Raw genomic sequence first — 5,176 nt, 5'->3', positions numbered from 1 at the left:
GAGGGGGGGCGGGATGAAGGGGCTTCGCATCGCACTGCTGATGAGCCTGGCTCCACGAAAGCAGGGCTCATTGGAGGACTGGATTCACACCTTCTGCCGGGAGGCCGCGCGGCGCGGTCATGAGGTGGATGTCTGGCTTCACGAGCCCATGCTTCCATCCTTTGTCACGGAGCTGAAGGCGAGTGGCGCGCGGGTGGATGACCTGGCGGAGTTCGAGCGCTCCGGGCTGCTCGCCATGACGCGGCGTCTGGCCAGCCATGACGTCATCCACCTCAACTTCCTGGCCCCGCGCAGCATCATCGCGATGGCGGCCTACGCGGCGTGGCCCACCCAGGTGTTGTACACGGCCCACTCGGACCTCATCCACGAGGAAGGGAACGTGGTGCGCCGGAGCCTGCGCTGGGCGGCGAACCAGGCCACCATGGTCCGCGTGCACAGCCTGGCGGGTGTCTCCGAGCACGTGCGCGTCAAGGAGGGCCGGCGCTTCGGGCTCTATCCCCACCGCTCTCACACCATCCTCAACGGCGTGGACACCCGGCGCTTCCATCCCGGCGCGCGCCCGCGGCCCGGGGGGCCAGTGGAGCTCATCACCATCGCCAACCTCGTGGAGCACAAGGGCGTGCACCACCTGTTGGGGGCGCTCGGGCGCCTGCGCTCGCCCCGGGGGCACCTGCGCGTCGTCGGAGATGGTCCGGCGCAGCAGTCCCTGCGCATGCTCGCGGTGCAGCTCGGCATCCAGCATCAGACGGAGTTCCTGGGGCTGCGCAGCGACGTACAGGATCTGCTCGGAGCGTCGGACATCTACATCCAGCCCACGCTGGCGGAGGCCTTCGGCCTCACCGTCGCGGAAGCCATGGCCTGCGGCTGCGCCGTGGTGGCCTCACGGGTCGGCGGCATCTCCGAGCTCATCCAGCACGGCAGGACCGGTTTGCTGGTAGAGCCCGGAGACGAGGCCGGCTTCGCCGCCGCGCTCGAATGCCTGATAGATGATCCGGTAGCGAGGCGTCAACTCGGTGAGGCCGCACGACAGCGGGCCTGCGAGGCTTTCGAACTCTCCAAAACCGTGCGGCGTCACGTGGACTGGTGTGAGGAGGCCGTCGGGTATGGCTCCCAGGCTCGCATCCGGCTCACCACCGCTTCATTCCTCCCAGAGGTCTGTCCTCATCCTGCCTGAAGCAGCTGGGTGAGCAGGCGCCTGGAGAGAAGGCAGGCGTCTGGAGGGGAATAGGGAAGGGGCCATCACTGTCCACGACACCCCACGTCAGGAGGGTGTTCACAGTGAAAACCTTCAACAAGTGCTCCACATCCGTTTCATTCCTGGCGGCCTGCCTGGTGTCTGCCTGTGGTTCCCCTGACGGTCTGAGTGGGGCCCCAGAGAGCGATTCCCAGACACCCTCCGCGGCGACTCCCGCGTCAGCCGGGCAACCGGACAGTGCCTCCCCCGTGGAGTCACAGGTCCCCCCGCCTGCGTACAAGCGGGTGTGGGTGGTGAGCACCACGGGCAGCGACACGGCCAGCGGCTCGGAGACGGCACCCCTGCGCACCATCAGCCGCGCCATTACCCTGGCCGGCCCGGGGGAGCTCATCCGGGTGCGCTCCGGCACCTATACCGAGCGCGTGCTCATCTCCGGCTCCGTGCGCAGTGGCACGGCCGACGCGCCCATCACGCTCCAGGGCGAGGGCCATCCGCGCATCGTCCTGGGCCCGGTGAACGGCGCGCTGATGGTGGTGGAGAAGCCCTACTGGCGCATCAGCGGCTTCAACATCGACCTGCAGAACCGCAAGGCCTATGGCGTGGCCTTCACCAGCGACCTGCAGGGTACGAAGCTCTCCCATTCGGAAATCCACCACGGCCAGTACGGGGCCGGCGTGAGCTTCCACTTCAGCGCCAACGGGGCCACCCTCGAAAACAATCACATCCACCACATCTTCATCAGTGGGGTTGACGCGCACGGCGTGATCATCCAGCCCACGGCGCGTAACATCACCCTGCGCGACAATGTCATCCACGACAATTCGGGTGATGCCATCCAGTGCTACAGCGAGGATGGCTCCGTTGCCAGCGCTCCGGCCGACGGGGTCCTCATCGAGGGCAACGACCTGTATGGGAACGTCGAGCAGTCGCTGGACATCAAGACCTGCCACAACGTCACCGTCCGCCGCAACAAGATGCACAAGGCCCTGCGCCACCCGACCCTGGGTGGAAATGGCGCCATGGTGGTGCACATGTCCGCGAAGAACGTCCTCATCGAGGACAATGACTTCTACGACGCGGGGCTGGCCATCGGCGTGGGCGGCAACCGCTACGGCCCGTACCCCTCGGGCATCGTCATCCGCCGCAATCGCATCCGGGACATGCTCACCCTGGGCGGGATGACGGGGGGAGGCGTGCAGCTGGCGGTCTCCACGGGGACGAAGGTGTACAACAACACCTTCACGCGGCTTCAGGGCCCGGCGCTCATCGTGGGCAGCGGTGACGGCGGACCCACCGAGAACCTGGTGGTGAAGAACAACATCATCGACGCCGCCTACGCCTTGAAGCTGGGCACCCAGGCGCCGGGGCTGAAGCTGGACAGCAACCTCTACCGGCCCGGTGCCGTCTTCAATACCTCGACCCTGTCGCAGTGGAAGGCCAAGGGCTTCGACACCAGCTCCCTCGAGTCCAGCACCCTGCTCGACAGCATCACCCTGGCGCCCGCCTCGGCCGCCATCGACCAGGGCGAGAGCCTCGGCCTCCCGTTCTGCGGGGCCGCTCCGGACATCGGCGCCATCGAGTCCGGCTGCTAGCTTCTTCCCACCCGGTGGCTTGTGGAATGGCGTGGTGGGGGCGGGGATGCTGGCGCAGCCGACAAGGAGCCATTGTACCGCACCGGACTGGCCGCTTGCGGCCGGTTGCCCTTCGCCAGCGCACGGTTCGGCATCGCCGAGCCTTGATGCTCCCGAATACGCGGGCTCCTCGCTCGGATCGGAACTGCGGTCTTGCGAGCATGCTCTAGCGGGTGACTTCAGGGAATGCGCTCAGGCGTGCTCGTGAAGAGCGCGTCGAAGAGCGTGGCCTCGAAGGGCTCCTTCCGATGCACGAAGAGGGGCACGGGGACGCTGGCGATGGCCGGCGGCAGCAGACTCGCGCCCAGGTTCGACTCCATGAGCCTGGAGAGTGTTCGTCCCGGCTCCGTGGTCAGAGGCGGCTCCCTATCGAGCTGCCGGAAGATGCGCTCCGTTCCGTACTCGAACTGAAGGCGGAACATCGTGAAGACGGGCGCGATGATACTGGCGCAGCCAACAGTGACCCACCGCGAGGCGGGTGCTCCTGGCGCGTTCTTCGGATACACGGCGCATCGGAAACAGGCGTCGAGCGTCGCGGTGATGTCCGCGACGGTGTCGTGCGGAAATGCCGCTTCCATCTGGTCGAGCAGGACGTCCCAGGACTGCCGTTCCTGGAGCTTCTGGTTCCAGAGCGACTGAAGCCGATGTGCTTCAGGGCCAGGCTCTTGGCGCTCATCCTCTCGTGACGGCCAGTAGTCCTGGACGATGCCCAGCAGCGTGCTGGCGGAGAGCGACATGGGTTACAGGCTCCCGCCGACGGCCGGTCCCACCGGAGAGACGACCACGGGTTGGATGCCGACAGCACAAACCTTCGTCACGTGGGCTCCCGCGATGGCTCGGTTGAGTGTCAGGTCATAGAACTGCTTGAACTCTTCGCAGGCAATGCCAATGGGGGTCGCGGGTGTTGCCGTGGAGAACGTTGCCTTGGCAGCCTGATTGGCGCAGCTCGCGGAGAGGTTCTGGGCCTGTTCGGTCGAGATGACGCCCTGGGGCTCGTTCGCGATGGGCATCTCCACGCCGAACTTGCAGAAGAACAGCTCGCCCGTGTCGCGGGCGATGCCGACGTGGAGACAGGCGGCCCTCCAACCACCGGGGCCTTTGCCACGCCGCTTCACCTGTTCCTGGAAGACGAAGTGGCGGGGACGCTGCGCACCTTCCACATACGTTCCGGAGCCGCCCGTGGCGCAGCCTGGAAGCAGCGTGGAACCGCAGCAGAGTGCGATGCCGACTCCGAGCTTCCAGGCTCCTGACACACCCATGGCCCACCTCCAGGGGTGACACACACCAAGGGGCCGGGAACACCGGCCCCTTCCTGCCAACGGCTACTGCTGTCCCACTTCCGCGCGGAGCTGGGCGACGGCGGGGGCCAGCTGCGGCGGCTGCATGTTCTTGGGCACTTCCACGGTGAAGCGCTCGAAGTGCTCCAGCGCGCGGGCCTTGTCCCCACGGCGCAGCGCCAGGCTGCCCAGGAAGATGAGGGCCTCCTGTGCGTCCGGCCACGTGTTCACCAGCTCCACCAGCTCCTCTTCCGCGCCGGGCAGGTCGCCCTGTGCCGTCGCGCGCAGCACGCCCCGGTGCACCCGCAGCTCCACGTTGAAGGGGTCCACGGCCAGCCCCTTCTGCGTCACCTTCATCGCCTCCGTGAACTCCTGCCGACGGATGAGCTCGTGGCTGAGCATCGACGCGGCCTCCACGTCGCTCGGGTTCGACTCGAAGCGACGGCGCGCCTCTTCCATCTCGTCGTTCTCACCCTGGGGCATGCCGCCCGCCTGCTGCTGCATCGGGGCGCCCATGCCCGGCGGCGTCGCGCCGGTGCCCATCTGGCCTTCCTCACGCGGCTTCTGCTCGGAGACGAGCAGGTAGCCCAACCCTCCGAAGAAGATCACCACGCCCGCGCCCCACAGCGCCCCCACCATCTGCGGGTTGCGCGAGGCCCAGCCCGTGCGCGCCGGCACGTTGCGCGCGGGCGCCGACACCCCGGCCGCCTGGCGCTTCTGGTGCTCGTCCCGGGCGCGCAGCGCGGCCGCCGCCTCGTGCTCCAGGCGCGATTTCTCCGCCGTGTAGTGCTCCGGGGTGAAGTGGTGCTTCTCCGCCTCCAACGTGCGCAGCTGCTCGATGAGCGACTGCGCCCGCTGCGTCAGGTCCTCCGCCGTCCCGTCCGCCTTCGCCACGGCGCCAGGGGCAGCGGAAGGGGACGCGCCGCCGCCCTTGAGGCGCTGGAAGAGGAGCCACGCGGCCGCCAGAACGAAGGCGACCGAGAGGACGATGATTCCGGGCAACCAGTTGGTGGGCTCGGGCTGCATGGCTTAGCGCTCCAGCTCCCGGCGCACGGCCTGGAGGTAGGGGTCGG

General features: G+C 67.7%; 5 protein-coding genes. 2 read left to right on the top strand and 3 right to left on the bottom strand.

Annotated elements, in window-relative coordinates; all coding sequences use genetic code 11:
* On the top strand, nucleotides 1-1,174 hold a 1,174-nt coding region (locus D7X12_RS39035; protein ID WP_208719565.1), incomplete at its 5' end, for a glycosyltransferase family 4 protein.
* A gap of 269 nt (nucleotides 1,175-1,443) precedes the next feature.
* Complete coding sequence (locus D7X12_RS39030; RefSeq protein WP_147443939.1) at nucleotides 1,444-2,787, top strand: right-handed parallel beta-helix repeat-containing protein; 1,344 nt, start codon at nucleotides 1,444-1,446, stop codon at nucleotides 2,785-2,787.
* Between the two features lie 218 nt (nucleotides 2,788-3,005).
* Here the strand turns inward: D7X12_RS39030 and D7X12_RS39025 are convergent, their stop codons facing one another.
* The 3 genes from D7X12_RS39025 to D7X12_RS39015 form a co-directional block, all read right to left on the bottom strand.
* Nucleotides 3,006-3,563: a hypothetical protein gene (locus D7X12_RS39025; RefSeq protein WP_120630233.1), complete on the bottom strand. Its 558-nt coding sequence runs from the start codon at nucleotides 3,561-3,563 to the stop codon at nucleotides 3,006-3,008.
* A 3-nt stretch (nucleotides 3,564-3,566) separates the two neighbouring features.
* On the bottom strand, nucleotides 3,567-4,085 hold the full coding sequence (locus D7X12_RS39020; RefSeq protein WP_120630232.1) for a hypothetical protein: 519 nt from the start codon (nucleotides 4,083-4,085) through the stop codon (nucleotides 3,567-3,569).
* A gap of 63 nt (nucleotides 4,086-4,148) precedes the next feature.
* Nucleotides 4,149-5,129: a tetratricopeptide repeat protein gene (locus tag D7X12_RS39015; protein ID WP_120630231.1), complete on the bottom strand. Its 981-nt coding sequence runs from the start codon at nucleotides 5,127-5,129 to the stop codon at nucleotides 4,149-4,151.
* Nucleotides 5,130-5,176 lie beyond the last annotated feature (47 nt).

This window comes from Corallococcus sicarius (genome assembly GCF_003611735.1).
GTDB classification, from domain to species: domain Bacteria; phylum Myxococcota; class Myxococcia; order Myxococcales; family Myxococcaceae; genus Corallococcus; species Corallococcus sicarius.
The sequence above is the reverse complement of the archived record's forward strand: the minus strand, read 5'-3'. Positions and strand labels throughout refer to the sequence as shown.